The 26,595-nt window shown below is 41.1% G+C and carries 22 protein-coding genes; 9 read left to right on the top strand and 13 right to left on the bottom strand.

Annotation, left to right across the window (positions count from 1 at the left end):
• Position 1: 1 nt before the first annotated feature.
• From AC1DRQ_RS10180 to typA, 5 genes are all read right to left on the bottom strand, one after another.
• A complete protein-coding gene (locus AC1DRQ_RS10180) occupies positions 2 to 1,126 on the bottom strand; it encodes a glycosyltransferase (protein ID WP_477424114.1) in 1,125 nt (374 codons plus the stop codon).
• Positions 1,126 to 1,818, bottom strand: a complete 693-nt coding sequence (locus AC1DRQ_RS10175) for a class I SAM-dependent methyltransferase (protein WP_477424113.1) — start codon at positions 1,816 to 1,818, stop codon at positions 1,126 to 1,128. Before AC1DRQ_RS10175 ends, AC1DRQ_RS10180 begins: the two co-directional genes overlap by 1 nt.
• A 111-nt stretch (positions 1,819 to 1,929) precedes the next feature.
• Positions 1,930 to 2,952, bottom strand: coding sequence for a LamG-like jellyroll fold domain-containing protein (locus AC1DRQ_RS10170; protein ID WP_477424112.1), 1,023 nt, complete (start codon positions 2,950 to 2,952; stop codon positions 1,930 to 1,932).
• Between the two features lie 162 nt (positions 2,953 to 3,114).
• Entirely contained in the window at positions 3,115 to 3,909 is a 795-nt protein-coding gene (locus tag AC1DRQ_RS10165; RefSeq protein WP_477424111.1) for a LamG domain-containing protein, read from the bottom strand.
• 136 nt (positions 3,910 to 4,045) lie between these two features.
• Positions 4,046 to 5,857, bottom strand: coding sequence for a translational GTPase TypA (gene typA / locus AC1DRQ_RS10160; protein WP_477424109.1), 1,812 nt, complete (start codon positions 5,855 to 5,857; stop codon positions 4,046 to 4,048).
• A 187-nt stretch (positions 5,858 to 6,044) separates the two neighbouring features.
• Between typA and AC1DRQ_RS10155 the strand changes: the two genes are divergently transcribed.
• Complete coding sequence (locus AC1DRQ_RS10155; RefSeq protein WP_477424107.1) at positions 6,045 to 6,794, top strand: ankyrin repeat domain-containing protein; 750 nt, start codon at positions 6,045 to 6,047, stop codon at positions 6,792 to 6,794.
• 200 nt (positions 6,795 to 6,994) lie between these two features.
• Here AC1DRQ_RS10155 and AC1DRQ_RS10150 read toward each other — a convergent pair whose 3' ends face one another.
• Both AC1DRQ_RS10150 and AC1DRQ_RS10145 read right to left on the bottom strand, forming a co-directional pair.
• A complete protein-coding gene (locus AC1DRQ_RS10150) occupies positions 6,995 to 7,297 on the bottom strand; it encodes a GIY-YIG nuclease family protein (protein WP_477424105.1) in 303 nt (100 codons plus the stop codon).
• A 298-nt stretch (positions 7,298 to 7,595) separates the two neighbouring features.
• Entirely contained in the window at positions 7,596 to 8,456 is an 861-nt protein-coding gene (locus AC1DRQ_RS10145) for an alpha/beta hydrolase (protein WP_477424103.1), read from the bottom strand.
• A 176-nt stretch (positions 8,457 to 8,632) separates the two neighbouring features.
• On the opposite strand from AC1DRQ_RS10145, the gene AC1DRQ_RS10140 reads away from it, so the two are divergent.
• The 4 genes from AC1DRQ_RS10140 (at position 8,633) to AC1DRQ_RS10125 (ending at position 12,669) form a co-directional block, all read left to right on the top strand.
• Positions 8,633 to 9,340 (top strand): esterase family protein, encoded by a 708-nt coding sequence (locus AC1DRQ_RS10140; protein ID WP_429400206.1) that lies wholly within the window; start codon positions 8,633 to 8,635, stop codon positions 9,338 to 9,340.
• Between the two features lie 93 nt (positions 9,341 to 9,433).
• Positions 9,434 to 10,540: an ATP-grasp domain-containing protein gene (locus AC1DRQ_RS10135; protein ID WP_477424101.1), complete on the top strand. Its 1,107-nt coding sequence runs from the start codon at positions 9,434 to 9,436 to the stop codon at positions 10,538 to 10,540.
• Between the two features lie 165 nt (positions 10,541 to 10,705).
• Positions 10,706 to 11,803, top strand: a complete 1,098-nt coding sequence (locus AC1DRQ_RS10130) for a carboxylate-amine ligase (protein ID WP_477424099.1) — start codon at positions 10,706 to 10,708, stop codon at positions 11,801 to 11,803.
• Between the two features lie 17 nt (positions 11,804 to 11,820).
• Positions 11,821 to 12,669 (top strand): type 1 glutamine amidotransferase, encoded by an 849-nt coding sequence (locus AC1DRQ_RS10125; RefSeq protein WP_477424097.1) that lies wholly within the window; start codon positions 11,821 to 11,823, stop codon positions 12,667 to 12,669.
• Between the two features lie 228 nt (positions 12,670 to 12,897).
• Here the strand turns inward: AC1DRQ_RS10125 and AC1DRQ_RS10120 are convergent, their stop codons facing one another.
• Positions 12,898 to 14,235: an efflux RND transporter periplasmic adaptor subunit gene (locus tag AC1DRQ_RS10120; RefSeq protein WP_429400210.1), complete on the bottom strand. Its 1,338-nt coding sequence runs from the start codon at positions 14,233 to 14,235 to the stop codon at positions 12,898 to 12,900.
• 56 nt (positions 14,236 to 14,291) lie between these two features.
• Positions 14,292 to 15,737 (bottom strand): TolC family protein, encoded by a 1,446-nt coding sequence (locus AC1DRQ_RS10115; RefSeq protein ID WP_477424096.1) that lies wholly within the window; start codon positions 15,735 to 15,737, stop codon positions 14,292 to 14,294.
• 98 nt (positions 15,738 to 15,835) lie between these two features.
• Here AC1DRQ_RS10115 and AC1DRQ_RS10110 point away from each other — a divergent pair, with 98 nt between their 5' ends.
• The 3 genes from AC1DRQ_RS10110 (at position 15,836) to AC1DRQ_RS10100 (ending at position 20,188) form a co-directional block, all read left to right on the top strand.
• Positions 15,836 to 16,459, top strand: a complete 624-nt coding sequence (locus AC1DRQ_RS10110; RefSeq protein WP_477424094.1) for a polysaccharide deacetylase family protein — start codon at positions 15,836 to 15,838, stop codon at positions 16,457 to 16,459.
• Between the two features lie 160 nt (positions 16,460 to 16,619).
• Positions 16,620 to 17,729, top strand: coding sequence for a PQQ-dependent sugar dehydrogenase (locus AC1DRQ_RS10105; RefSeq protein WP_477424092.1), 1,110 nt, complete (start codon positions 16,620 to 16,622; stop codon positions 17,727 to 17,729).
• A 191-nt stretch (positions 17,730 to 17,920) separates the two neighbouring features.
• Positions 17,921 to 20,188 carry an aconitate hydratase gene (locus tag AC1DRQ_RS10100; protein ID WP_477424091.1) on the top strand — a complete coding sequence of 756 codons (2,268 nt, stop codon included), beginning with the start codon at positions 17,921 to 17,923 and terminating at the stop codon, positions 20,186 to 20,188.
• A gap of 241 nt (positions 20,189 to 20,429) precedes the next feature.
• On the opposite strand, the gene AC1DRQ_RS10095 is transcribed toward AC1DRQ_RS10100, so the two are convergent.
• Positions 20,430 to 22,061: an ABC transporter substrate-binding protein gene (locus AC1DRQ_RS10095; RefSeq protein ID WP_477424089.1), complete on the bottom strand. Its 1,632-nt coding sequence runs from the start codon at positions 22,059 to 22,061 to the stop codon at positions 20,430 to 20,432.
• Between the two features lie 188 nt (positions 22,062 to 22,249).
• Here AC1DRQ_RS10095 and AC1DRQ_RS10090 point away from each other — a divergent pair, with 188 nt between their 5' ends.
• Positions 22,250 to 22,834, top strand: coding sequence for a hypothetical protein (locus tag AC1DRQ_RS10090; RefSeq protein ID WP_477424087.1), 585 nt, complete (start codon positions 22,250 to 22,252; stop codon positions 22,832 to 22,834).
• Between the two features lie 182 nt (positions 22,835 to 23,016).
• Here AC1DRQ_RS10090 and recA read toward each other — a convergent pair whose 3' ends face one another.
• The 3 genes from recA to AC1DRQ_RS10075 form a co-directional block, all read right to left on the bottom strand.
• Positions 23,017 to 24,036: a recombinase RecA gene (gene recA, locus AC1DRQ_RS10085; RefSeq protein ID WP_429400217.1), complete on the bottom strand. Its 1,020-nt coding sequence runs from the start codon at positions 24,034 to 24,036 to the stop codon at positions 23,017 to 23,019.
• A gap of 254 nt (positions 24,037 to 24,290) precedes the next feature.
• Positions 24,291 to 25,052, bottom strand: coding sequence for an endonuclease III (gene nth, locus AC1DRQ_RS10080; protein ID WP_477424086.1), 762 nt, complete (start codon positions 25,050 to 25,052; stop codon positions 24,291 to 24,293).
• Positions 25,053 to 25,696: 644 nt separating this feature from the next.
• The gene (locus AC1DRQ_RS10075) at positions 25,697 to 26,281 is read right to left on the bottom strand and encodes an RNA polymerase sigma factor (protein ID WP_429400219.1); all 585 of its coding nucleotides are present in this window, start codon (positions 26,279 to 26,281) and stop codon (positions 25,697 to 25,699) included.
• Positions 26,282 to 26,595: the final 314 nt, after the last annotated feature.

The raw sequence follows: 26,595 nt of genomic DNA, 5'->3' as shown, positions 1-26,595 counted from the left end.
TTTAATTCTTATGTATTGCTTGTTGWAGTATTATTGTTAAGGTATTTATTCTATCCCTTATATCGTAATTTTTGCGAATATGGGCGGCCTCTTTTATACCTAATGACGAAGCTAATTGCACGTCGTTAGCTATTTTTATCATATAATTAGCCATACCCTGAATATCGTGCTCGGGTACCAGATAACCTGTTTCGCCGTTAATAACCGCTTCCTTTATACCCGAATGCTGGGTGCTTACTATGGCCAGGCCAGATGAACCGGCTTCTAAAATGGTTACTGGTGTGCCCTCTTTATCGCCGTTTGCCGCGGTTACCGAATGCTGTACAAAACAACGCGATTGATGCATCAGTTTTTTTATCTCATCTGTTTTTAAAACGCCTGCTAAGGTTATCTTTTCATCAAGGCCTAATTCTGTAATCAGGGCTTTGGTCCCATCAAACAGTGGCCCCTGCCCTACCATCCAAAGTCTGGCATCGGGAACTTTTTCTGTTACTAATTTAAACGCCCTCACAATTGAAGTCGGCGATTTTTTTTCAACAAAACGGCCTATTGAAAGAAAGTTTTTATCTGTATTTAAAATATTCAATTCAGGAAACTTCTCTGTATCAACCCCGCAAGACGCTAAGTGTACTTTATCACCAGGGGCACCTAAGGTTTTTAAATCTTCTACCATATCCGCTGATACAGATATAAAAGCGCTGGCATAGTTAAATGCTTTTTTATAAAGATCTTTATACGCCTCAACTGTTTTTTTATGGTAGACATCTGCACCATGAAAATGAATAACCAACGGAACATTGGCTATTTTGCAGGCATCAGTAACCATAGCGCCCACCATCCCATATTCCACAAAAACCACATCTATTTTTTCACGTTTCAGATAACTGACCAGGGCATTGGTGCGTACTTTAATTTCCTTTTTTTTAAAGATTTTTTTTTGAATAAGGTAACTTATTAAACCCAATTTTGAACGGATAAGAAATTTTCCTTCATGATCATAAACCGGGAAAGCCCCTCCGTACAAAACTTTTTTATTACCAGGCAACCTGTTTATATGTTCCTGTATAAAAGTTTCAGAAAAAGCATCCTTATTAGGCTTTATAATACAGAGGTTAAAAGATTCCATTATACCGTATCCGTATTTTTCTCCGCTATAACCACGTAAAGTGAGGCATCACGGTCACGTTGCTGCTGCGAATGCATCTTATCAAACAAACGTATAAAACTTTGCATAACAAATGCAAAAGGGGGCGCCAAAAACTTAGGCAGCTTTAAAAGTATAGCATCCTGAAAAAGCTGTATGCCACTTGCCGCAAGCCCCATGATGCCATGAAACGAATTGACTTTAAAGCCTTCGGCTTCTATGGTTTTTCTCAAACCGGCACTTGTCCAACGCCAGTAATCATAAGGAGTTGGATGATAATACCAGTAACCATGTGTGGTCAATATAATTTTACCTCCGGGCTTTAGAATGCGTAGGGCTTCAGAAAGATAACTGTGGGGTGAATCAACATGTTCCAGCACCTGGTTCGATAGAATAATATCGCAATAATTATCGGGCAATGTTGTTTTGCTATCAAAATCTATGTGATGATCAGCCAGCGGGTTAAGGTCAAGATCAACCCCAATATACTTACCTACCATCGGTTCAATTACCGATCGGTAAGGCATATCCCCGCAACCGAAATCAATAAGCGTTAAGCTTTTGTTGCCGGCAGTTAAATCCTGCATTGTTTTTAAAGTAGCATCCCGAAGCTTTGTTAAGTGTACGTATCGTGTAGAGAACAAGGTAGGATTCAGCCTGCTATTGCTATTCATAGCTGCAAATTTAGTTGTTTTTTGTTCAGATTTGTTAATAAAAAAGACCGGCATCCAATGAACACCGGCCTTTTCAGATAAAATTTAAAAACTTTTAATAAACAGACGAGGTTATTTTGTAGCTACAAATAATTTGTGAATCGCGTTCGCATTTAACAATCTGTTATATATCCTTATATCGTCAACTCCACCTTTAACTAAATAGTCACTATAACTCGGATTATCAGAACCCTGACTATCTGCGCCGATGTACATATCTGAGTTTGTTAAGGCATTGGGCGAAGGTATATTATTTGAAACCCTATCGAAAACTCCGTCAACATAAAGACTGACGCTTGATAAAGAATAGTTGTATACTACGGTGACCATATGCCAGGCCTTAAGCCCAACTACCAATTGACCATAAGCAAAAGGATCCGTTCCGCCTGAAACATTATAAGTAATGGTACCATACTTGCCAACAATTGAACTTGCATTAGCATATCCACCAACACCACTTATCCATCCATTAGTATATCCTAAGCCTCTTTTACTAAGAACTACGGTACCAAAAGATGCGCTATAATTATCTAAATTAACCCAATAATTTAAGGAAAAATCTGTTCCGTTTAATCTGAGGGCTTGTTTGTCATTTACCTTGATATAACTACTTGTTCCATTAAAGGAGTACGCAGCGTTTGCTTTTCCAAAACGATCAGGCGCACTGGTTAAATTATGGGCTACCCCATTAAAATTATGCCCCGATAAATCATTAGTACTATTATTAAAAGGATAAAAAGCCAATAAGCCAACGTTTAAACTATCCTTAACCGATACCAGGCCGCTTAACGCAAATGTATTAGCTTTATTTGTTAAGGTGATGGTAGATTTACCTACCTCTTTTGCGCTTAATTTTCCGGTATTACTAACAGAAACAACTGTTGTATCTGACGACTTCCAAACCAATAAACTGGGGTCATAATTTGAAGGCGTAAGCGTATAATTAAGTTGCTTAACATTGCCTGTGTACAAGGAAAGTGTATCTGTAAATAAGATACCTTTAAGCGAATCGTCAGGTTTAGGATCATCTTTGATCTTGCTACAAGAACTGTAAAGTATAGCAAACAGCACCAATACTGGTAAATATTTTTTCATGTAATAAAGTTTAGACCGGCTAATATACGATATCTTTTCAATATTAAAATCTTGATGATAACATATTTATAAGCTCAATACCCTTAAAGAAATAGATTAAAAAAATGTGGTAAGGCATTAACTATCCACTTTATTTTTATTCATGAAAGATGTTTGCGAATATTAATTTGGYAACGTATAAAGGCTCGTGACTTCGGCCTGGGTAAGCAAGCGGTTGTATATCCTTATATCATCTATTTTACCTTTTGTAAAATGCAGGGTAGGTGCACCGGCATTTAAGTTTTGGCTATCGGTGCCAATAAACATGGCTGTGGTTATTGCATTATTGGCAACGGGGATATCGGTAATAGAGTTATCTAATACGCCATCAAAATAATAGCCAAGTAGTTTCTGACTAAAAATATACACCACCGTTATCATGTGCCATTGTTTGGTATGTAGTACTTTTACACCAATCCCCAAAGGATCAGCATCATCCGAAACCTGGTAAAAAGGCCTGCCTACTGATCCCTGATCATTTGGCAAACCGGTATTCCCTTCAATTCCAAAAACCCATCCTGCCGCTGAGCCAGAGGCTCTTTTACCTAAAATAACATTACCATAGGTGTCATTATACGAATCAAGGTTAACCCATACATTGATAGTAAAATCTGTATTATATAAACGCAGGTCAGGGCTGTCATTTACCTTAATATAACTACTTGCGCCATCAAAACTGTAAGCTGAATTATTTTTGCCAAACCTGTCGGTAGTAAGTGTAGCACCATGTACCTCACCGTTGTTACCACGGCCGGTAGCATCAAGCGCGTTGTTGTTAAATGGATAGTAAGCCGACAATCCCGATTTCACACTGTCAATAACTGGTTTTTCGGGCGTTACCGGATCCGGGCCTTCGCTTTTACATGATGTTATTGCAAATCCAAGCAACACAAAATAAATCACATATCTCTTTTTCATACAATAAAGGCCGTTAATGTTAATTATTAAAACAAGTAAATATACTAACAACCCCTATTAATATAAAAACCTATAAAAAAGAAAGAGCCCCAAATTGGGGCTCTTTCTTTTTTATTTATTACAAGCGGTTAATAAATTATTGACTTGTAAACTTCTTAGCGTTAATCCTTCTTTCGTTCTCGTTCAGGAATATTTTACGTAAACGGATGCTTTGTGGGGTTACCTCAATGTATTCGTCGGCTTGTATGTATTCCATTGATTCTTCTAACGAGAATTTAATAGCAGGTGCAATCCTAACGTTGGTATCACTTCCTGATGCACGCATGTTAGTTAACTGCTTGCCTTTGGTAAGGTTAATAACCAAATCGTTATCGCGGATGTGTTCGCCTAATACCTGTCCTTCGTAAATATCAACTCCCGGATCAACGTGGAAACGACCACGATCCTGTAATTTATCAATAGCGAAAGCAGTAGTTTTACCAGTATCCATTGATACCAATACACCATTTAAGCGGCCCGGGATCTGACCTTTCCATGGTTCGTATGCTTTAAAGCGGTGAGCCATAATAGCCTCGCCACCGGTAGCGGTCAATACGTTGTTACGTAAACCGATGATACCACGAGCAGGGATATCAAATTCAAGGTGCTGTAAATCGCCTTTAGGTTCCATTACCAACAGGTCGCCTTTGCGCTGTGTTACCAGCTCAATAACTTTACCTGCAACATCGCCCGGTACATCAACTATTAAAGTTTCAACCGGCTCACATTTAACACCATCAATTTCTTTAACAATAACCTGCGGCTGACCTACCTGTAACTCATAACCTTCGCGGCGCATAGTTTCGATTAAAACTGATAAGTGAAGGATACCACGACCATACACCAGGTATGAATCAGGCGATTCGGTTTCAACAACCTTAAGCGCCAGGTTTTTCTCCATCTCTTTGTATAAACGATCACGCAGGTGGCGAGAGGTAACAAATTTACCCTCTTTACCAAAGAAAGGTGAAGTATTGATGGTGAACAACATGTTCATAGTTGGCTCATCAATATGTATAACTTCCAGTTGTTCTGGTTTTTCAAAATCGGCAATAGTATCACCAATATCAAAACCATCAATACCAACTACAGCACAAATATCGCCAGAGCTTACTTCTGTAGCACGTACTTTACCCAAGCCTTCAAAAGTATATAATTCCTTTATTCTTGATTTTTGGATAGTGCCATCGCGTTTTACTAAAGATACCGGTTGGTTCTCTTTAATAGTACCACGGGCTACACGACCAATGGCGATACGGCCTACGAAAGATGAATAATCTAACGAGGTGATCTGCATTTGCAAAGTACCTTCGGCTATTGGTGCCGGTGGAATGTTAGCCAATATAGCATCCATTAACGGGAAAATATCCTCTGTAGGTGTTTTCCAGTCGGTGCTCATCCAGCCTTGTTTTGATGAACCGTAGATAACCGGGAAATCCAGTTGATCTTCAGTTGCTTCAAGGTTGAAGAATAATTCAAATATCTGTTCGTAAACTTCTTCAGGGCGGCAGTTTTCTTTATCAACCTTATTAACAACAACAATAGGTTTTAAGCCTAATGCCAATGCTTTTTGGGTTACAAAGCGGGTTTGAGGCATAGCGCCTTCAAATGCATCGCAAAGTAATAAAACACCATCAGCCATTTTCAATACACGCTCAACCTCGCCACCAAAATCGGCGTGACCAGGAGTATCAATAATGTTGATCTTAACGTCTTTATACATTACCGAAACGTTTTTTGATACGATGGTGATACCTCGCTCGCGTTCCAGGTCATTGTTATCCAATATTAATTCACCAGTTTCTTGGCCTTCACGGAAAATGGCGCAACTGTGTAAAATTTTGTCAACCAACGTGGTTTTACCGTGGTCAACGTGTGCGATAATCGCAATGTTTCTTATTTTTTGCATGAAAATGCTCCTAAAATTTGGCGCAAAGGTAACGTTAATATATGGCATTTTAAAGCTTTGCAAGCTTATAGAGAAACATTTATACAATTTAATTACCAAATAGTGTTAACAGCTTATAATTTAAAGTGCTGACCAGTTGAAAATTATAAAGAAAATCAGTTAAATTAGTTAAACATTTCACATAGTCATGCCTGATTACGTACAGTTACTTTATGATATGGAAGTGCATTCCGTTGCCGGGATACGCAGGTATTTTGAAGAGGGTGGTAACCCTAATGATGTACAGGAAGGGATACCTGTTTTTACCAAGATGKTGGAGATGTACACCCGTACCCCCCGTTTCAGGGATTGCGTACTGGCCTTTATAGATGCAGGATTGGATTTTGAAGATAAAGCACTGCTATCTGTTTTAATTGATGACGCTGAAAAATTAAAAGCTGCCATCAGTGATGCCCCGGCAGCGGCCATAACCAAAACATATGCCTTATTTAACAATACTTATACACCCTTAACCGGGGGTACATTGTTGCATTTTTGTGCAGAATATAATAGTCTGGCCTGCGCGAAACTACTTGTACAATATGGGGCTGATGTAAACGCGAAGGCTGGTTTGGATGAGTATGRCTTTGGCGGGCATACCCCCATTTTTCATACTGTTAATCAAAACGGTAATAACTCGGCGCCCATGCTCTATTTTTTATTGGAAAACGGGGCCGACCTTACCCACACCGTAAAAGGCCTGATATGGGGCAAAGGGTATGAATGGGAAACATTTATCCCTGCCGTAAACCCCATAAGTTACGCCATGATGGGCTTATTGCTCCAAATGCACCGCAAAGAAAAAACCATAACCGATGTAGTGTCGTTGCTTATTAAACACGCGTACGGGATAGATTATACATCGCCTAATGTTCCGTGTAAATATTTAACGCATTGATCGTAAGGTGGGTATTCTTTTAAATTTGCCATTATATTCAAAGCTGTGTCATTTCGAACCCTTCTGAGTTGGGTAAAGCAGGGTAAGGGTGAGAAATCTTATACAACATGAATTGCAAAGCGTGTAAGATTTCTCTTCGCCCTACCACACAACTCCACCGCCGCTCATCGAAATGACATGGTTTGTTTTATAGTTAGGCGCTAATCGCCTACCTGATCGTTTAAAAAAATCCAATTAGGGTTTATGGATTCTATCAGATCATTTTTCTTCTCCCTACGCCACTTCTTAATTTCTTTTTCTCTTTCAATAGCATGTTCAATATGTGAAAAATGCTCATAGTAAACTAAATTGTAGCAGTAGTACTGGCCGGTGAATGACTTTTGAGTGCCTTTGTTTTCCCTATGCTGACGCAATCTGACGCTTATATCATTTGTAACCTCAACATACAACACTGTTTTCCCTGGATTAGTAGTGATATAGACATAATAATTGTGATTCCACATTGTTTTAAAGATATCAATTAAGGCATGGTTTAAATGCATAGCCTAAGATTTCTCTTCACTCCGCTACACAATCTCAATCCGTGTTCATCGAAATGACAAGAGTTATTATTATGTATGACCTAAATAAGTCATGTCATTTCGAACCCTCATGAGGTGGCCAAAGCAAGGGGAGGGTGAGAAATCTTATACGCCCTGTACAGAACGTGTGAAATGCATGGCATACAAGATTTCTCTTCGCCCCATCACGCAATCACTTCTGCTCATCGAAATGACATAGTGGGTGATATCTTCTTTCTTCCTACCTCCCAAATGCCCAGCTCAAAAACTTAGGCATGGCTTTGGCCCATGTTGCGGTATCGTGGCTACCGCCAACTACTTCAACGTATTGTATCTCGGCAGGGCGTGTGTAGTCTTTATTTTCCAGTTCTTTTATCAGGTCGATGGTATCGTCAATGGCATCAATAATACCGTTTTTATTGCGGTCGGTTGTTTCATCCTTAGTACCGGTTTGCAGCCAAAATTTAAGATCAGGTTTCTCCGCGGTACTTTTAATAACCGAGTGCATGATGCGGTCAGCATCGGTATAACCCTTGGCCAGATCTTTCCCCCTCCACCAGAACGAGCCGGAGAACACGCCCACTTTATCAAACACATCAGCATTGTTCCAGGCAATATCAAAGGCCGACAATCCGCCTAATGAAAATCCCGCGTAAGCAGTGGTTTCAAAATCACTGATACCGGTTTGCGCTTTAATCTGCGGCAGCAATTCGGTTACAATAAATTCAGTATAAATATCGGCCTTTGAACCGCGTTTTTTAAAGTCGGGTTTACCGGCAATGCCGTATTCCTGTATGCGGTCTTCACCGGCATGTATGGCCGCTACCAGCAGCGGTTTTATACGGTTAGTGCTATACAACTGCTCCAGTGTTGCTCTTAGTTCCAGGTTATCCAGCTCCTGGCCATCGTTCAGCAATAGCAAACTCAGCGGCTCGGTCAGTTCCTGTTCGTCAGGCATTAAAAGCGTGCAGGTAACTTCCCTGTTCAGCAGTTCGGAGTTTATAGTTATATTTTTTTCGGTGATCGTCATTTCAATTTCAGCCCAGCCCCAGTACATCTTTGTCTCCTTTTTAAAGGGCACAAAAGTAAAAATACTTTTCATTTTTTGGGATATTTAGCCTCACCTAATCCTCTCCAAAGGAGAGGACTTTATTTTTGAACCCTCTCCTTTGGGGAGGGCAGGGTGAGGCTTTTTTATGCTAACCTATTAATTTATCAGACTGTTGCCTTTTTCAATCAAACCGCTTAACTTACAATCAGAAACCAAAACCCATTATTTTGACTGAAAAATATCACCGCTGGTACTCGCCAAACTTAAACACCGACCTGGAAATGCTGGTATTTGGCGACAGGGGTTTTCCGGTGATCCTGTTCCCGACAACAAAGGGGCGCTATTACCAAAACAAGGATTTCGGACTGATAGATAGCGTAAAATGGTTTATTGATGAAGGCTTGGTTAAAATATACTGCCCCGATACCATTGACGATCGCAGTTGGTACGATAAAGGCATTTCCCCTGCCGACCGCGCCCGCAACTATACCTGGTACGATAAAATGCTGCTCGACGAACTGGCACCCTGGGCCATGCAYGAAACCGGTGTGGGTAAGGTAGCTATGGCAGGTTGCAGTTTTGGTGGCTACCATGCGGCCAACTTCGCCTTTAAACACCCGGAGAAGGTGGCGCATCTGTTTACCATGGGCGGCGCTTTTGATATTAAAATGTTTACCGATGGTTTTTATAATGATGATATATTTTATAATAATCCGGTTGATTTTTTACCCGGCAGCAACCAGCATGAACTATGGCAAATGAATATTATTCTCGGCACATCAGAACATGACATTTGCAAAGGATATAATTTACAACTATCAAACATTTTGGCTCAAAAAAACATTAACCATTGGCTGGATATACGCCCGAATGCCAGTCACGACTGGCCGATATGGAAAGAAATGTTTTCGCATTATTTATCAACCATTAAATAATTATTGAATTAGAGAGTTATTGAATAAAGTTAAATAAACCCGAACTGACAACTGAAAAACATCATACCATCTAAAAACATCATACCATCTACCATGAAAAAAATAGGCATCTTATTCGGACAGGAAAATTCATTTCCACAGGCATTTGTTGATCGTATCAATCAAAAGGCAGAGAAAAACATCTCGGCAGAGTTTGTACGCCTTGATAAGGTGATGCAAGCCGAACCGCTGGACTACGCTGTGATCGTCGACCGGATCTCGCAGGATGTACCGTATTATCGCGCAGCCCTGAAAAACGCTGCTATTTGTGGTACGGCGGTAATTAACAACCCCTTTTGGTGGAGTGCCGACGAAAAGTTTTTCAACAACGCGCTGGCTGTAAAATTGGGTGTACCAGTACCCAAAACAGTGATCCTGCCATCAAAAGAACTGCCCGATGATACTACAGAAAAATCCTTCCGCAACCTGGCTTACCCTTTAGATTGGGATGGTATATTTAATTACATCGGTTTCCCGGCCTATATGAAACCATTTGATGGTGGCGGCTGGAAAGAGGTTTACCAGCTGAACAACCGCGAAGATTTTTTTAAAAATTACAATAAAACCAAACAGCATGTAATGATGCTGCAGGAAGAAGTAGTATTCGACGACTATTTCCGTTGTTATTGCATAGGCGGCAAACACGTGCGTATTATGCAGTATGAGCCGCGCAACCCGCACCATTTGCGTTATGAACATGGTAAAGCCCCGGCATCAAAAAAAATACTGGATACGATTAAAAACTATGTTATAAAACTGAATCAGTATTTGGGCTACGATTTTAATACGGTTGAGTTTGCTATTCGCGATGGCATACCTTACGCTATTGATTTTTGCAATCCTGCCCCCGATGCCGAAGTGACCAGCGTAGGCCAGGAAAACTTTGAATGGGTGGTTGAAACCGCCGCCGATTACGCCATTGAACGAGCCAAAAGCCAAAAGGACGGCCTGGATAACCTAACCTGGGGCGAGTATGTAAAAACATCGGCTACCAAAACTCCGCTGGTAAGCGCCAAAGCAAAACCAGTGAAGGAGGATGTTTCTGTAGGGAAAGTTGATCATGGGATAGAGGCTGAGGGAAAAGTAAAGAAGGAGAAGGTGGTGAAGCTTGTTAAAGAGAAAGCAGCGAAGGAGAAGCCTAAAAAAGTGGCAAAGAAATAATATACACTCATGTCATGCCGAATTTATTTCGGCATCTCACGGGACAGACGAATTTCCTGTTCACAATTTGCAAATGAGATGCTGAAACCAGTTCAGCATGACATGATATTTTCCCATCGTTTGTGGCTTCACAGGCAAGGGCATAAAATGTAATACTAACCAATTATGAACGAGTTTACTTTAGGTGTTGAAGAAGAATTTATGGTGATTGACCCTGTTACCAGGGAGCTAAAATCGCATGAGCAAAGAATTGTGGATAGCGCCCAAAAGATCCATGAGGACCAGGTAAAGGCCGAAATGCACCAGGCCGTGGTGGAAGTGGGCACCCATATTTGCCACAATACCCAGGAGGCACGTAAAGAGGTAAGCAAACTACGCACCACCGTGGCTCAACTGGCGGGTGATATCGGCTTACGCATTGGCGCATCGGGTACTCACCCTTTTTCGCACTGGCAGCACCAGTTGATCACTGATCATCCACGGTATTTTGAAATTGTTGATGAGATGCAGGAGGCTGCCCGCTCCAATCTTATTTTTGGCTTGCATGTGCATGTGGGCATCCAATCGCGGGATATGGCTATACATATAGCCAACCAGGTACGCTATTTTTTGCCGCATGTTTATGCCCTTTCAACCAACTCTCCTTTTTGGGAGGGGCGCAATACAGGCTTCAAATCGTTCCGTACCAAGGTGTTCGACAAGTTTCCACGCACCGGCATCCCTGATTATTATAGCAGTATTGAGGAATACGATAATTACATCAAACTGCTGGTAAAAACCAATTGTATTGATAATGCCAAAAAAATCTGGTGGGACATTCGTGTACACCCCTTTTTCGAAACCATTGAGTTCCGCATTTGCGATTGCCCTATGCTGGTTGATGAAACCATAGCCTTTACCGCTCTTTTCCAGGCCCTATGCGCCAAACTGTATAAACTGCGGCTGCAAAACATGAACTTCATCACCTATTCGCGCGCGCTTATCAACGAAAACAAATGGCGTGCGGCACGTTACGGGATCGACGGAAAAATGATTGACTTTGGTAAGGAAATGGAAGTGAACACCCGCTCACTGGTATTGGAACTGTTAGATTTTGTTGATGATGTGGTTGACGAGCTTGGCTCGCGTGACGACTTGCAGTACGTACACAAAATACTGGAACACGGTACCGGGGCCGACAGGCAGTTGGCCGTTTACCAGCAAAATAATAACTTTGAAGACGTGGTTGACTACATTACCTCGCAAACATTAAAGGGATTATAAATAATGACAACAAAATAATGACAACAAATAAACCGGAAATCAGGGTAGCGATTCTTGACCTGTACGATGGGATAGCAAACGAGGGGATGCGTGGTTTCCAGGATATCTTGAACAGGTATAAGGCGCAGCACAATTTAAATTTAAGTTACCGCATATTTGATGTGCGCCGTCGCTGCGAAATGCCGGGGACAGATTTTGACATTTATATTTCAAGCGGTGGCCCAGGCGATCCGCTGATTTCGGAAGGTACCGAGTGGGAAAAGAAATATTTCAGGCTGATTAATAAACTGGAAGACTACAACCTGTCAAACCACGCCGATAAAAAACATGTCTTGTTTGTATGCCACTCCTTCCAGCTCATGTGCCGCCATTACAAATTGGGCGATATCAATATGCGCTACTCACCATCGTTTGGTGTGTTGCCCGTGAACCAAACTCCGGTCGGTGCAAATGACCCCATTTTGGAGGGCCTTGCCAATCCGTTTTACGCGGTTGACTCACGAAGCTGGCAGGTGATTAATCCCGATGAAAAACGGTTTAAGGAACTGGGCATGCAACTGGTAGCTATTGAAAAGGAACGTCCGCATGTTGATATGCCCCGTGCCATGATGGCCATCCGCTATAACGATTATTTTTTTGCCACCCAGTTTCACCCCGAAGCAGATGCCAATGGCATGAAAGCACTATTACTAAAGGAAGAAAAAAAAGACGAAGTAATAAACGAACACGGCGAAGTAAAATATCGCGAAATGCTGGAACACCTGGATGATCCGGATAAAATAACCTATACCCAGCATACACTCATTCCAAACTTTTTAAACCAGGCAGTGCTGAGCTTGCAGGGTACCACCACCTTGTCATCCTGAGCATAGCGAAGAAGAAGCCCCCTCTAAACGGCGGAGCCATCATGAACACAAAAAATAAAAATAATAATGTGAATAATCTCCCCCCAAAGGGGAAGACTTTAAAAAGCATTTTGAAGCCCTCTCCTATGGAGAGGGTTGGGTGAGGCCTCTTGACGCGTTTAATTATAAAAACAATAAAGCCGCAACCTTTTAAGGCTACGGCTTTGTTATAAAGTATAAGTTTTCCTATTACTTAGCTTCTGCGTTAAACAGCTTTGATTTATCAACCTTTTCAACTTTCATACCATCGGCCAGGATTTTTGATATGGCTGCATAAGGGGCCGAAACCACTTCTTCGCCACCTTTTAACCCCGACAGGATCTGAATATAGGTATCGTTCTGAATACCCGTGGTTACCTGTACTTGTTTTAGTTTGCCGGCAGTATAAACGTACACATACTCTTTTGCTGGTGCACTGATCTGTGGTTTATTCTTACTATCATCCTTTGCAGGTGAGCTGGCGGCAGCATCTTTTTTCTCATCCCTTGTGGTTACCGATTGTATTGGAACCGATAAGCCTTTAACGTGGTTTGTATTAATATCAACTGTAGCCGTTAATCCCGGGCGGAAAGGAGACGGGTTATCTACCGTTTTTTTAAGCAATCCTGCGTATGAGTTTGCATCGATGCGTACTTTAACTGTAAAGTTGGTCACCTGATCGGCAGTAGTACCAACCACATTGGCCGAACTTCCTATCTCAATTACCGCACCGGTAAACTTTTTACCTAAAAAGGCATCAATTTCAATATTTGCAGGGTCGCCTAATGAAATACGGTTAATATCGTTTTCATTCACATCAACATTTACATCCATTTTACTCAAGTCAGATATGGTCATGATCTCGGTACCTGCAAATTGCTGGGTACCCAAAACACGCTCACCTTTTTCTATCGACAGCTTAGATACCACACCATCAACCGGCGAATAAATAGTTGTTTTTGCCAGGTTATCCTGGGCTTCTTTAACCGATGCTGATGATTGAGCAAGGCCAAACTGCGCGCCAACTACATTTTGCTTGGCAGCTTCTAAAGCTGCTTTGGCACCCTCATAACTTGCTTTGGCGTTATCATACTCAGATGCGGTAAGCACCTTATTATCATACAACTCCTTACTACGTTTATAAATAGCAGCCTGGTTATTAAAGGTTGCCTCCGATTGTTTAAGCATTTGTTGGGAATTACCCACGCTTGCTTTTTGAGTGCTGTATGATGCTACTGCCCTGTCAAAACCCGACTTTAATATATCAGGCCTTATTTTACAAAGCAGTTGGCCCTTTTTAACTACATCACCCTCCTTTATAGGCAGCTCAACCACCTCGCCCGAAACTTCAGGGCTAATTTTAACTTCTATGTGCGGTTTTATTTTCCCACTGGCCGATACGGTTTCGTTAACCTCACGCACATCAGCTTTTTCAGTGGCTACCTGGGTTAAAGGGGGTTTACCAACCAGACCGGCAACCCTGGCTATTACGTACAATACGATTATTGCTCCCAGGCCAATCAAAATATATTTAGTAGTTTTTCCCATGACTATGCGTTTGGATATTTTTTATTTAATGTTTAAAATTTAGCTTACTTATTATATTATAATGTTATTGGATTGCCCAGGTAATAGTCAATCACTTTACTCCTGAAAATAACCTGGTATTGCGCCTCTATCATATCAAACTGTGATTTATTAAGGTTGGTTAATGAGGTATTATAATCAAGTGAGTTTACTAAACCAACTGTAAAACGTTGCTGCGTAATATTAAAAGCTTCCTTATTAGCCTGGTAGGTTTGCATAGTCGATTGGTATTTCTTTTCGGCCGCCTTTACATCCCATACAGCCTGGTAAATAATTTTACTCAGATTATTACGGGCCAGTTGTGCGCCTACCTGTGCATTTTGGGCCTGTATTTTTGCCTTACGTACCTGTGTGCGTGAGCTAAACCTGTTAAAAATAGGTATTTGTAAGCTTATGGCAATTGCCTGGTTAAAGTTATCGCTCAATTGCGTAAAAAATGGATTGCTCTTAAAAACTTGTGTAAAGCCTGGTTGCACAACAACCTGTTGTGTATTTTGCACAAATCCTATCGGAGTTAATGTTCCGTTAGCAGTTGCCGAGGCAAGCGTATTTTTCGCATCCGAAAAATTAGACCCTGCCTGCCCTATTAAACTAACAGTTGGGTAATAAGTACCTTTAGCAACCTTTATGGCTTGTTCGGCTGTCCGTTGCTGAGCTTCGGCAAGCAACACATCCGGGTTTACACCCAATGCCGTTTTTAATACATCCTGCGGATCGTAAATTGTTTTTATATCAGTCAGCTTGCTGATATCCGGTTTCTCCACTGATATGTCAATGGCCGGGCTCATTTCCATGTATTGTTTTAAGGTGAGCATTGATAATTCCAGCTGATTTTCGGCATTGGTATAATTCAGATCAGCGGTTGATAGCTGGGCTTTGGCTTGCGAAAGATCGGCCAACGTTTGGTTACCTACATCAAAATTTTTCTGGGCCCGGTCTAAAGTTAGTTTTGCGATATCAATTTGCTGTTGTGATGCTTTTACCAGGTCCTGGTTGGTTAATACCTGAAGAAAAGTGGTAACCACATTTAGCACCAGGTCGTTTTTAACTTTAGTAGTAGCTGTTTTATTAGCATCAAGCGTTAATTTGTTTTGGATTATCTGGTTACGTAACTGCCCACCTTGAAATAGTGTGACCTGGGAAGAAATGTTTCCATAAAACTGAAGGATACGCTGATTAATGAACTGGTAAGTTGACTGGTCAATATTACGGCCAAAATTAAATCCTCCCTGTGGAGCCGCAGTTAAATTGGGTAATTGATTGTTTTTTGCTTGCTTCAGGTCTTCATCTGATAAAGCCTCAGTAAACTGCGCCTGCTTGATGGTTAAATTACGCTCAAGCGCAAGGTCAATTGCTTTTTGTAACGTTATTACTTCCTGTGCCTTAGCTTTAAAACTAAGTGCCGAAAACAGGAATATGCCAATGAGGAATGTTTTAATGGGTAGTGATAATGTTGGTTTCATAAAGTTTTTCTATACAATGGTAAGCAACTGATGATTACCTTGCAATGTTCATTTTCGTTTATTTTTTAAAATAAAACATTTAACACCTATATTTTAATATGTATTTGGTTAAAACACCCTGGCTGCTCAAAAGGCTATATCCTGAACTAATTTGGAACATGAACCAAACTAACCGTTGCATTTATCTCACTTTTGACGATGGACCTATACCAATTGTTACAACACACATATTAAATATTTTAAAACAATATAATGCCAAAGCCACCTTTTTTTGTATCGGGGATAATGTAAACAAACATCCTGATATTTTCAAGCAATTAATAACGGACGGCCACGCTATAGGCAACCATACCTACAATCACTTAAAAGGCTGGAAAACTGATAATGAAACATACCTGAATAATTTTTTGCTGACTGATAAAATATTGGATACCCCGCTTTTCCGGCCGCCGTACGGCCGGATAAAAAAACGCCAGATCAAAGACTTGCAGGCGGCCCGGCCCGATATTAAAATTATGATGTGGGATGTGCTCAGCGGCGACTTCGACCAAAATCTTAAACCCGAAGATTGCCTTAAAAACGTGCTGAAACATACGGAGGCTGGATCGATGGTGGTTTTTCACGATAGCCTAAAAGCGTTTGACCGTGTGAAATATGTGTTGCCCAGGGCGATGGAATACTGGAGCAAGGAAGGGTATGAGTTTTGCCCCCTAATCCCCTGAAGAGGGTTGTATTAGTTTTTATTTACTAAACCCGGTCAATCACCAAATTGTATAGATAATATGGGATAGGGCTTACCGGCTCCAGCAGCTAAGCTATCAAACAACAACAATTCACATAAAACCTTGTTATTCAATTATTACTCCACTAAATAATACGTAGATGAGAGCATGGATAACCTTAGCGGTTTTAGCGGGTATTTTATTATTTAGCACCTGTAAAAAAAGCCCAAAAAACACCAATACACCTGATACACCTGGCAACGATTCAGCATTAACCGACAAAGTTTTAACTGATAAATTAACATTCCCATGGGAGGTTTTATGGGGGCCGGATAATAAGTTATGGATAACCGAACGCGGCGGCAAAATAAGCAGTATAGACCCGGCTACAGGCGCCATTACCCCCATAAAAATCATTAGCGATGTGGTTTCACGTGGAGAAGGAGGTTTACTTGGTATGGTTTTACACCCCGATTTTGCTACCACCCCCGAGGTTTTTGTGGCTTATAATTATGACAAAGGCGGCATCTATATTAAAAAGATCGTAAAGTTTACTTACAGCGGCGGCACCCTGATCAATCCTGTGGTTTTGCTGGATAACGTTCCTGCTGCCAGTATTCATAACGGAACCCGCCTGGCCATCTCTCCCGATAAAAAACTTTTTATAACCAGCGGAGATGCTTCCGAAGCACCAAGAGCGCAGGATAAAAACAATCCTGCAGGTAAAATTCAGCGCATCAACCTGGATGGCAGTATCCCCTCAGATAACCCAATAGCAGGCAGTGCTGTTTGGAGTTACGGTCACCGTAACGCTCAGGGACTTGTTTTTGTTGGCGACCGGCTTTACAGCTCGGAACATGGTAACTCGACTGACGACGAGATCAACATTATCCAAAAAGGGCAAAACTTTGGCTGGCCTAATGTAGAGGGTTATTGCAACACTAATGAAGAGAAATCCTTCTGTGCAGCAAACGATGTAGTTGAACCAATCCAGGGCTGGACACCTACTATCGCCCCATCGGGCATCGACTACTATAATAAAGAAGCTATCCCGCAATGGAAAAACTCATTGTTGTTAGCCGTACTAAAAGGTTCGGAATTACTGCAGATAAAACTAAACTCAGCTGGCGACAAAGTAGAAAGCGTGAACACCTTTTATAAAAACAAATACGGCCGCATGCGTGATGTTGCCATATCACCGGATGGCAAGGTATTTATTATAACAAGTAATGGGAGCAATGATAAACTAATAGTGGTGAGCGGGAAGTAGAACAGTTGGTGCTATGCCGGCTGCATTCCCCCTCAGGGGGTTAGGGGGCATCCTATTTAGAATATCTCCAAATAACATTTACACAATTGACTGACAGCTTTTACCTGTAATTTTTGTAAATTCGCCGCACTACGTTCAACTCAATGAACTTAGTGTCAATTCTTTTACTTTCACCTAAAAATCAAATACAAATGGCTTTTGATTTAGATATGATCAAAAAAGTTTACGACCGCTACAGCACCCGTGTGGATGCTGCCCGCAAAGCGACTGGTAAACATCTTACTTTAACCGAAAAAATATTATACGCCCACCTTTCTGAAGGCGATGCTCAAAAAGCATTTGGCCGCGGAGTAGATTACGTTGATTTTGCACCAGACCGTGTGGCTATGCAGGATGCTACAGCGCAAATGGCCCTGCTGCAGTTTATGCAGGCTGGCCGTCCGCAGGTTGCAGTTCCGTCTACCGTGCATTGCGATCACTTGATACAGGCAAAAATTGGCGCCGTTGCCGATTTAAATACAGCTATTGATGTAAACCGCGAAGTTTATGATTTCCTGGCTTCGGTTTCTGATAAATATGGTATTGGTTTTTGGAAAGCCGGTGCAGGTATCATTCACCAGGTTGTTTTAGAAAACTATGCATTCCCGGGTGGTATGATGATCGGTACCGATTCACATACCCCTAACGCGGGTGGTTTAGGTATGGTTGCCATTGGTGTTGGTGGTGCCGATGCCTGCGATGTAATGGCAGGTTTACCATGGGAGCTTAAATTCCCTAAACTTATCGGTGTTAAATTAACTGGTAAATTATCAGGCTGGACATCAGCTAAAGACGTTATACTTAAAGTAGCAGGTATCCTTACAGTAAAAGGTGGTACCGGTGCTATTGTTGAATATTTTGGCGAAGGTGCACGTTCACTATCTGCCACAGGTAAAGGTACTATCTGTAACATGGGTGCCGAAATTGGCGCAACCACTTCTATCTTTGGATATGATGAAAAAGCTGCTGCTTACCTGAAAGGTACCAAACGCGGTGATATTGCCGAGCTTGCCGATGCTATTGCAGCACACTTAACCGGCGATGATGAGGTGTATGCTAATCCTGAACAATATTTTGACCAGGTGATTGAGATCAACCTGTCTGAGTTGGAACCACATGTAAACGGTCCGTTTACTCCTGATCTGGCATGGCCTATCTCTAAATTCGCTACCGCGGTTAGGGAAAACAACTGGCCCACTAAATTAGAAGTTGGTTTAATAGGTTCTTGTACCAACTCATCTTATGAGGATATTACCCGTTCTGCATCTATTGCAAAACAGGCTATCGATAAAAAATTAAAAACTAAAGCAGAGTTCACCATTACACCAGGATCAGAACTGGTACGTTACACCGTTGACCGTGATGGCTACCTGGATACTTTTGGTCAAATGGGCGGTGTGGTATTGGCTAATGCCTGCGGACCTTGTATTGGTCAATGGGCCCGTCATACTGACGATCCTACCCGCAAAAACTCTATCATCACTTCGTTTAACCGTAACTTCGCTAAACGCCAGGATGGTAACCCTAATACCCACGCTTTCGTAGCATCACCAGAAATTGTTACAGCGTTTGCTATAGCAGGTGATTTGACCTTTAACCCGCTTACTGATACCCTTACCAACGAACTTGGCGAGCAGGTTAAGTTTGATGAGCCACAAGGTATTGAAATGCCGGTAAAAGGTTATGCTGTTGAAGATGCCGGCTACCAGGCCCCTGCCGAAGATGGCAGCCAGGTTCAGGTACTTGTTGATCCAAAATCATCACGTCTGCAACTGTTGGAGCCGTTCGCGGCATGGGAAGGCATTGATCTTAAAGGTTTAAAACTATTAATTAAAGCTAAAGGTAAATGTACTACCGACCATATCTCTATGGCTGGTCCGTGGTTAAAGTTCCGTGGTCATTTGGATAACATTTCAAACAACATGCTGATCGGTGCCATTAACTATTTTAATAATACTGCCGATAGCGTTAAAAATGAAATAACCGGCGAATACGGACCGGTACCTGCCACCCAACGCGATTACAAAGCGCATAACATAGGTACTATAGTAGTAGGCGACGAAAACTATGGCGAAGGTTCATCACGCGAGCACGCGGCTATGGAGCCACGTCACTTGGGTGTACGCGCTATACTGGTAAAATCATTTGCCCGTATCCACGAAACCAACCTTAAAAAACAAGGCATGCTGGGTATCACTTTTGCTGATACCAACGATTACGATAAAATACAGGAAGATGACGTTATCGACATCAATGGCTTAACCGCTTTTGCCCCGGGCAAACAGTTAACCGTTGTATTAAACCACAAAGATGGTTCTGTTGATTCGTTCGCGGTAAACCATACCTACAACGCTCAGCAAATTGAGTGGTTTAAAGCCGGCGGCGCGCTAAACATCATCCGCAAGCAAATGGCTTCTTAATTAATTTCGGATATCGGATTGTCGATTTCAGATTTAAATATTTTAAAGCCTCCCTTTTGGGGAGGCTTTTTTGGTTTACTTCTTGCGCTCGTTTGCAACGAGTGCTTAATATGTGTCAGCGTTTACAACGCGAATAGTATTACCAGAAGCGATACAATCGCAAAACCATGTTAAGCACTCGTTGCAAACGAGCGCAAGTGGAAATATATTTTAGCAAATCAAGAATTCCCCCTTCAGGGGGTTAGGGGGCCTTCACCACCCTCTTCAGCACCAGTAAATTTTGACCGTTTAAACTATAGCCGCTGATATTATTTTGGTACAGGTTTACCAGTTTATCATAGTATAGCACTACCACCGGCGATTGCTCCATAACAATACCATCCATTTGTTGATACAGGGTATAACGGGCAGTATCGTTTTTTACGTGGTAGGTTTGCTCAAACAGTGCATCGAATTTTCTATTATTAAAGCCGGTATAATTGGGCCCAAAAGGGATCTTGTTTTTGGAATAGAAAACCGACAGGTAATTTTCACCGTCGGGGTAATCGGCTATCCATTGGCCATAAAAAAAGTTAATGCCATTTTTTGATACCAACTCACGCAGGCTGGCGCCCTGGGTAATCTCCACACTGGTTCTAATCCCTAACCTGTCAAGCTGGCCTTGTACATATTCTATCAAACTGCGGTAACCTACCGTGGTAGCCAGCGAAATTTCTGGCAGGTTTTTACCATCAGGAAAACCCGCTTCGGCCAATAGCTGGCGGGCTTTCTCAGGATCGTAGGTATATCCTTTTAAATGCTTGCTAAAGCCCGGCATACCTTCGGGGATAAAACCCGCATAGCCGGGCGTACCCATGCTGTTGCGCAGGTATTTCATCATTTTTTGCCTGTCGATAGCATAGTTAATAGCCTGCCTTACTTTCAGTATCCGCAAGGGCGATTTTTTGACTATGGCCAGGTTGGTATCCACCAATATACCTAAGTACATGGTGTTGAGGTATGGGGCGGTATTTAAAATGAATTTCCCCTTATACTTCTGCGTTACCTTGCCCGATTTGGTTAAAATATCATCGCGATAGCTGCCGTCAATATCATTCAAAAAGTCGAGTTTCTTTTTTATAAACTCTAAAAACGAGGTTTGCTTATCGGCAATAAATGTGGCTTTAACCGCATCAAGGTAAGGTAAGCGTTGACCTTTATTATCCTTTTCCCAGTATTTTTCATTTTTCATTAATACCAGCACTTCGCCTTCCTTCCAATATTTAAATTTAAACGGACCGGTGCCTACAGGATGACTCCTGAAATCCTTGCCGTAAAACTCTACTACCTCTCTGGGTACAACGGAACAGTATTGCGCGGTGAGCATGCTTAAAAAAGGCGCGAATGGCTGTTTAAGCCTAATCCGGAAGGTGCTATCGTTGGGTGCGGTAAAGGCATTTTTGCCTTCTACTTTATCGCTAAAGATCCACGAGCCGGACGAGGCAACCTTAGGGTCGATCAAGCGGCTAAAGCTGTAAACAAAATCAGCAGCTACCGCCCTCCTGCCCACGCCCCCTGCAAAATGCGGATCGTCATGAAAATACACATCGTTACGTAAATGAAAAGTGTACAAAAGCCCATCGGCCGATATATCCCAGCTTTTGGCTATGCAGGTAGTTACTTTAAGGCTATCATTGATCTGCACCAAGCCATTAAAAATCTGATTATCCATCCAAATGGTATAACGGTTGCGGCAAAAGGCAGGGTCAAGCGAAGTAAGGCCCTCCTCCAGATTGATGTTAAAAACAGTTTTATGCGAACCGGGAGTATTAGTATGACAGGCCGTGAGTTGAATTAGCAGTACAGAAAGCAGCAATAAGGCCCATTTATTCATTTAAAGCAAATATATTAATTATTGAGCTATTGATTTGGGGTGTTTTTATTTATTACTTATAGATGAAGATAATGGCAAAATTAGCACAGGACTTAATTTGAGCCTTATTGAATTGCAAAACATTTGGTACAATCATTTAAAGTATTTAGCAAACCTTATATTTGAGTTAAACCGCAACCTTATTACGCATGATCACCAAAGAAGAACTCCAGGAAAAATACGCGACGCTGTCGCCCGATAAGCTGATGGAAATTATTGACAACAAATTTGATTATACAGAACTTGCTGTAACTGTTGCTATTCAGGAGCTCTCAAGCAGAAATATAACCGAAGATGACGTTAAAAGTTATAAAGATAAACAGGTAGAAAAGGTAACCACTTTTGTAAAAAGAAACATTGTTGATGATCTTAACCTATTACAAAAAAATCTTTTCTTTTTTATCTGGTTCCCGCTTCTAACCTATGCGTTTAGGCGGAATTTTGCAGAGGATGGCTACTTATTAAAATTAAAACAAGCCAATTATTATTCATGGGCCGGCTTTATATCAGTTACACTCATTGGATCTTCACCTGTTGTTTTTGAAGCAGAACTTTCAACCCCAACAACTATAGCTATTTGGATAGCTTGCTTTATTCCAACCTACCTGCTTGATGAGTTTTTTAACCGGCGCAGGCAAATTGAAAAAATGCAAAGATTTTTTGAGCGTAATCGTGCCGGATCAAAAATCGAGGAGGCCAAAGAAGAGGCTGAAAATGATGATATGCCACGCTAAAAGTTTGTCATCCTGAGGAACGAAGGATCTGTTGTTAAGCTTTGAATGATGGCTAATAGATGCTTCACTGTGTTCAGCATGACAGGGAACATTTTTAAACGACGTTGAAAACAAGAAAGCCTCCCAAATGAGAGGCTTTTTTGTAAATAAAGTTTTTAGATCAAACGACCTTAAAAATCCTTTTATACTTCGGCTAAATGTTCGCCGGTAACGGTTTCTTTAATTTTGTTTTCCAGTTCTTCCATTAGTTCAGGGTTATCCAGTATCAGTTGTTTAACTGCATCGCGGCCCTGGCCCAGGCGGGTTTCGCCATAGCTGAACCATGATCCTGCTTTTTTAATAATGTTGTACTCAACACCCAGGTCAATGATCTCGCCTGCTTTTGAAATACCTTCGCCAAACATAATGTCGAACTCGGCTATGCGGAACGGAGGAGCAACTTTATTTTTAACGATCTTAACCTTAACACGGTTACCTGATACTTCGTCGGTATCTTTAATTTGCGATATACGGCGTACATCCAAACGTACCGAAGCGTAAAATTTAAGGGCGTTACCACCGGTAGTAGTTTCGGGGTTACCGAACATTACACCAATTTTATCGCGCAACTGGTTAATAAATATGCAGCAGCATCCTGTTTTGCTGATAGTACCGGTTAGTTTACGCAGCGCTTGTGACATTAAACGTGCGTGCAGACCCATTTTTGAGTCGCCCATTTCACCTTCAATTTCGGCTTTAGGAACCAACGCAGCAACAGAGTCAATAACGAGGATATCAATAGCGCCAGAGCGGATCAGGTTATCGGCAATTTCAAGTGCCTGTTCACCATTATCTGGTTGAGAGATCAGCAGGTTCTCTACATCCACGCCTAATTTTTTAGCATAAAAACGGTCAAAAGCATGTTCCGCATCAATAAATGCAGCAATGCCACCTTTCTTTTGCGATTCGGCAATGGCGTGTATAGCCAGTGTAGTTTTACCAGATGATTCGGGGCCGTATATTTCAATAACCCTTCCTTTAGGTAAGCCACCAACCCCTAAAGCTATATCAAGCCCTAATGAGCCTGTTGATATTACTTCGGTAGGTTCAATAACGGAGTCGCCCAATTTCATGATGGTACCTTTTCCGTATGATTTTTCCAGCTTATCCAACGTAAGCTGTAATGCCTTCAATTTATCTGAATTGTTTTTGTCTGCGCTCATCTTATAAATATCTTCAACAAATATAAATGTTTTATTTTAAAATACTAATTTTTTTAGTAATTTCTTTACTTGATCGTCATTGCGAGATATGAAGCAAGAAGCCCCCTCTAAATCTCCCCCTTTGGGGGAGATTTTTTAAAAGCATTTTAAAGCCCACTCCTTTGGAAAGGGTTGGGTGAGGCTTCTTGCTTCATATCTCGCAATGACGCTTTAGGCTTATTTAATTCTGAAATTAATCAACTTACCAATACCAATCAAATATCTTTATCCACACTTCTCTTCTTCAACTCTTTACTTATTACATTCAAGGCCTTTTTCTTTTTAGCTTCTTTTGCTTTTTTGATCTTAGCGGCCTCGGCTCTTAGCAGCGCGGCTTCGGTATTATTGCGCTCGTAGTATTTACAAAACCAGGTTAGCGGGCAAATTTCGCATTTGGGGCTGCGGGCCACACAAATATACCGGCCATGTAATATGAGCCAGTGGTGGGCCACTCCCAGTACATCCTGGGGTAAATATTCTGTTAGTTGTTTTTCAACCGCCAGTGGTGTACGGGCATTGGTAGTTAGTCCTATTCGATTTGATACTCTGAAAACATGCGTATCAACCGCTATGGCAGGCGCCTCAAACACCACCGAGGCAATAACATTAGCCGTTTTACGACCCACACCCGGCATTTTTTGCAGGTCATCAATACCAGATGGTACTTCGCCATTAAAAACCTCTACCARCATTTTACCCATGCCTACCAAATGTTTGGCTTTATTGTTTGGATAGCTTACACTGCGTATGTAGGTAAAAACCTCCTCGGGGGTGGAAGCTGCAAGATCCTGCGGGGTTGGGAAACGTTCAAACAAAGCTGGAGTTATCTGGTTTATGCGCTTATCTGTACATTGTGCCGATAGTATTACCGCTATCAGCAGTTGAAACGGATTATTATAATGAAGTTCAGTAACAGGGTTTGGCTGTTGCTTTGAAAAATAGTCAACAAAATGGCGATAACGTTCGGCCTTAAGCATGCTTTAATTTGTAGTGATGTTTACGGTTCAATTGATCATAGTGCAACGAGGCATACATATAGGGTATACATATATTATAATATGTATGACTGACACCTAATAGTTACGAATCAATATAAATAGAAAGGTTCATAAATCATTTATCGGATACGGGTTTTTGCCATTTGCAAAACATCAACCTTAATCAACAATTATGATCTATGAACCAGTAAGTTTAAAATACTTAACGCAAGCTTTTTGAGTAGTCAAGTATCTGATGTATAGTATGTACCTTCGGTTTTTTGTTCAAAAGGTCCAAATTAGCACGAAGTGAATTATAAAAAATCAAATCGTCAGCATCCAGATTTTCTTGTCCATTCTTGTCCATTAGAGCTTGGTTAGCAATTCCATTTAACGTCGTAGTAGAGGTTTCATCCATAAGCTTTTTTTGTAATAAATTTTATATGATTTATAACGGTGGCTTAAAGATAATATTTTGTTAAATGAAAATTAAATGAAATTTTTTTATTTAATAATAGATTCATTCGTTATTAACTCATTGAATGATTGGATGCTACCTAATTAAAATTTTTATTGCAGAGCAAATAAAAATTACTTAATGAGCAAATAATATTTTCAACAACCTAATTACGACTGAAAAATGGCTAATTTTTAAGGCTCATTTCCTTGCTTTGCATCATTTTACGCAGGTTATTAAGCGCATAACGCATACGGCCCAGGGCAGTATTTATGCTTACCTCGGTAATATCAGCAATTTCTTTAAAGCTCATATCGCCAAAGTGGCGCATGATCAATACTTCTTTTTGCTCTGATGGCAAAAGCTGTATCAATGTTTTAAGGTCTTTATGAGTTTGTTCGCGCACCATGCGGTCTTCGGTACTTTCATCGTAATTGCCCAGCACTTCAAAAATATCAAAGTCGTCGCCATTACTTACCATAGGAGCACGTTTTTCGCGGCGAAAGTGGTCAATAACCAAATTGTGCGCAATACGGGTTACCCAGGGCAAAAATTTACCTTCTTCGTTATACTTTCCGGCTTTAAGGGTATTTATCACCTTAATAAAGGTGTCCTGAAAAATGTCTTCGGCTAAGTATTCGTCTTTTACCAGCAGGTAAATGGAGGTATATATTTTTGTTTGATATCGTCTGATCAATTCCACCAGCCCCGCTTCGTCGCCGGCAATGTATAGATGGATTAGATCCTGATCACTCTTCAATTGAAAATCCATAGAAAGTACTTCTTAAACTTAATTTTTAGTTATAAAACGTATGAAGTAAAGTATATTCTATAGTATGCTCCTTAGGGGTTAAGAAATTGTTATTTCAAATAAAACAAATTCTCAGTTAAAAAACAAATTATATTTTTTTACTTTCTTCTGTTTATCAGGTTCATTAGAGAAAATTAGTGCCTTTATATTAAAAATTAATGGCCCTTCGGGGTTAGACGCCTATTTCACATAATGGTTTAATCAGGTATTAAATAAAATTCACAACCCATGCAGCTATTTGCAGCTTTAAGTAATTAAAAGTCAGCAAACTGTAA

The sequence above is a fragment of the Mucilaginibacter sp. P4_E8 genome (assembly GCF_056401495.1).
This window is presented reverse-complemented; position numbering and strand designations above follow the sequence as displayed.

Bases quoted from the DNA above. Each gene is read 5' to 3' on its own strand.
- AC1DRQ_RS10175 (WP_477424113.1), bottom strand. From the start codon at position 1,818: ATGAATAGCAATAGCAGGCTGAATCCTACCTTGTTCTCTACACGATAC.
- AC1DRQ_RS10170 (WP_477424112.1), bottom strand. From the start codon at position 2,952: ATGAAAAAATATTTACCAGTATTGGTGCTGTTTGCTATACTTTACAGT.
- typA (WP_477424109.1), bottom strand. From the start codon at position 5,857: ATGCAAAAAATAAGAAACATTGCGATTATCGCACACGTTGACCACGGT.
- AC1DRQ_RS10150 (WP_477424105.1), bottom strand. From the start codon at position 7,297: ATGTGGAATCACAATTATTATGTCTATATCACTACTAATCCAGGGAAA.
- AC1DRQ_RS10145 (WP_477424103.1), bottom strand. From the start codon at position 8,456: ATGAAAAGTATTTTTACTTTTGTGCCCTTTAAAAAGGAGACAAAGATG.
- AC1DRQ_RS10135 (WP_477424101.1), top strand. From the start codon at position 9,434: ATGAAAAAAATAGGCATCTTATTCGGACAGGAAAATTCATTTCCACAG.
- AC1DRQ_RS10130 (WP_477424099.1), top strand. From the start codon at position 10,706: ATGAACGAGTTTACTTTAGGTGTTGAAGAAGAATTTATGGTGATTGAC.
- AC1DRQ_RS10125 (WP_477424097.1), top strand. From the start codon at position 11,821: ATGACAACAAATAAACCGGAAATCAGGGTAGCGATTCTTGACCTGTAC.
- AC1DRQ_RS10120 (WP_429400210.1), bottom strand. From the start codon at position 14,235: ATGGGAAAAACTACTAAATATATTTTGATTGGCCTGGGAGCAATAATC.
- AC1DRQ_RS10115 (WP_477424096.1), bottom strand. From the start codon at position 15,737: ATGAAACCAACATTATCACTACCCATTAAAACATTCCTCATTGGCATA.
- AC1DRQ_RS10110 (WP_477424094.1), top strand. From the start codon at position 15,836: ATGTATTTGGTTAAAACACCCTGGCTGCTCAAAAGGCTATATCCTGAA.
- AC1DRQ_RS10105 (WP_477424092.1), top strand. From the start codon at position 16,620: ATGAGAGCATGGATAACCTTAGCGGTTTTAGCGGGTATTTTATTATTT.
- AC1DRQ_RS10100 (WP_477424091.1), top strand. From the start codon at position 17,921: ATGGCTTTTGATTTAGATATGATCAAAAAAGTTTACGACCGCTACAGC.
- AC1DRQ_RS10095 (WP_477424089.1), bottom strand. From the start codon at position 22,061: ATGAATAAATGGGCCTTATTGCTGCTTTCTGTACTGCTAATTCAACTC.
- AC1DRQ_RS10090 (WP_477424087.1), top strand. From the start codon at position 22,250: ATGATCACCAAAGAAGAACTCCAGGAAAAATACGCGACGCTGTCGCCC.
- recA (WP_429400217.1), bottom strand. From the start codon at position 24,036: ATGAGCGCAGACAAAAACAATTCAGATAAATTGAAGGCATTACAGCTT.
- AC1DRQ_RS10075 (WP_429400219.1), bottom strand. From the start codon at position 26,281: ATGGATTTTCAATTGAAGAGTGATCAGGATCTAATCCATCTATACATT.